This is a genomic window from Tahibacter caeni (assembly GCF_024609805.1).
GTDB lineage: Bacteria > Pseudomonadota > Gammaproteobacteria > Xanthomonadales > Rhodanobacteraceae > Tahibacter > Tahibacter caeni.
This window is the reverse complement of record NZ_JANFVR010000532.1, coordinates 1-2,082: the sequence shown is the minus strand read 5'-3', so window position 1 is coordinate 2,082 and position 2,082 is coordinate 1. Positions and strand designations below refer to the sequence as shown.

The window sequence follows — 2,082 nt, the reverse complement described above, 5'->3', positions numbered from 1 at the left end:
CGCCGGCCGTCGCGCGGCGCGAACGGTCGCCGTCGGCGCTGGTCACGCGCACGTGGAAGACGTTGCTGCCCGCGGCGAGCGCGAGCGCCTCGATGCGGAAGCGGCCGTCGGCGGCGGTGTCGCCGACGGTCTGCTCGGCCGCGTCGCCGAGGCGCAGCGCGACATGACCGGCGCGCGTGCTGACGCCCTGCACGGTCGTCGTGGCGGCATCCGTCGGCGTGAACGGCGGCTCGACATGCAGCGAGAACACCTCGGCCGCGTCGCTGCGTTCGGCCGACAGATTGCCGCCGGCATCGAATGCGCGCACGCGATAGGTCCGGCGGCCGTCGGCGAGGCCGCCGTCGCTGGCCGTCGTCGCGCTCGTCTCGGTCACGGGCTGCCAGTCGTTGCCGTCGTAGCGTTCGATCCGGTAGCCCGTCACGTCCGCGCTCGTGCTCGCGCTCCAGCTCAGTTGCACGACGTCGCCGTCGGCCGTGGCCTGCAGCGCGCCCGGCGCTGCCGGCGCGGTCAGGTCCGCATAGCGCACGGATACCTGCGGCGGCTGCGGATCGACGAGCCCGCCGCCGTCGGTCGCGAGCGCACGCAGCTCGTAGTCGCCGTGCGGCAGGGCGCCGGGCACCCAGCTCAGGCGGTACGGCGCTTCGGTCAGCGCCGCGCCGATCGCGGTCCAGCCGGTCGCGCCGGCCGCGCGATACGCGAACTGCACGCTCGCGATGTCGCGGTCGCGGCTCGACGCGCGCACGTCGATCTGCGTCTCGAACGCCGTGCCGGCTTCGGGTGCATCGATGCTCAGGTGCGGCGGACCGTTGTCGAGCGGTCCGATGCTGGCCGGCCCCGACGGTGCGCTGATGTTGCCGGCCTGGTCGATCGCAAAGACGACATAGCCGTGCGTGCCGTCGGCCAGCGCCGCATCGATGTAGCCGTTGGTCTGCAGCGCGAAGCCGCGCAGATCGGCCGGCAACTGGGCCGGGCCGTTGACGAGCTGGCCGTTGCGATAGAGCAGATAGCCGAGCAGGTCGGCTTCACTGTTCGCGTCCCAGGCCAGGTGGGCGTCGCCGCCCTGCAAGGTCGCGACGAAACCCTGCGGCGCGGCCGGCGCGAGATTGTCGACGACGACCTCGATCTCGCTGACGGCTTCGTTGCCGCTGCGGTCGCGCGCGCTCAGGCGCAGCACGACGGCGGTGTCTTCGGCGTAGCCCAGGCTGTCCCATTGCGCGAGCAGCTGGTTGCGCCGGGGCAGGGCGCCCTGGGCCAGCACGCGCGGCGTGTCGTCGCCGTCGCGGCGCCGCGCGCTCAGCACGAAGCCGTCGAAATCGTCGGTGCTGTAGGCGGTCGCGACGATGGGCACGACGCCGTGCACGCGCGTCGCGTTCAGCGGCGCGTGGATCTGCGCCTCGGGCGGCGTGCGGTCGACGTCGACCTCGACGCGATTGCTCGGCGCACTCTCGTTGCCGGCCTGGTCGAGCGCGGTCACCGTATAGCGCCAGCGGCCGTCGGGCAGCGCCGTGTCGACGTAATGCGGCGCGGACTGCAGCGCCGCGTTCAGGCGCACGCCGTTGCGGTAGACCGCGTAGCCGGCGAGATCGCCGGCCGCCGGCGGCGACCAGTCGAGCACGGCGTCGGCGCCGTCCATGCGCACGCGCAGCTGCAGCGGCGCCGGCGGCGGCGCCTTGTCGATGCGCAGGTCCAGACGCACGCTCGCGGTCGCGCCGGTCACGTCGGTCGCGAGCACGCGCAGCACGTAGTCGCCGTCGGGCAAGGGCAGGTCGACCTCGGCCAGCACGCCAGCTTCAACCGCGGCCAGGCCGCGGTACAGCGGCGTCCAGGTATCGGTCAGCGCCGCGCTCGGCGTCGCGATCGCGACGACGTAGTCGCGCAGGTGCGCGTCCTCGACCGTACCGAGCAGGCGCAGCCGTCCGGCCAGCGCGGCGCCGCCGGCCGGCGCGTCGATCACGATGCGCGGCGGGGTGCCGTCGACCGCGACGCGGCGCTCGGCGCGGCTCTCGTTGCCGGCGCGGTCGCGCACGCGCAGGCGCAGGCGGTAGTCGCCGTCGGCTTCGGTCACGGTCCAGCGGCCGAGCT

At 74.2% G+C, this 2,082-nt stretch carries 1 protein-coding gene; it reads right to left on the bottom strand.

What is annotated here, in order from left to right; translation table 11 throughout:
* Positions 1-2,082: fibronectin type III domain-containing protein (locus NON22_RS23490; RefSeq protein ID WP_257389410.1), on the bottom strand; the 2,082-nt coding region annotated here is incomplete at both ends.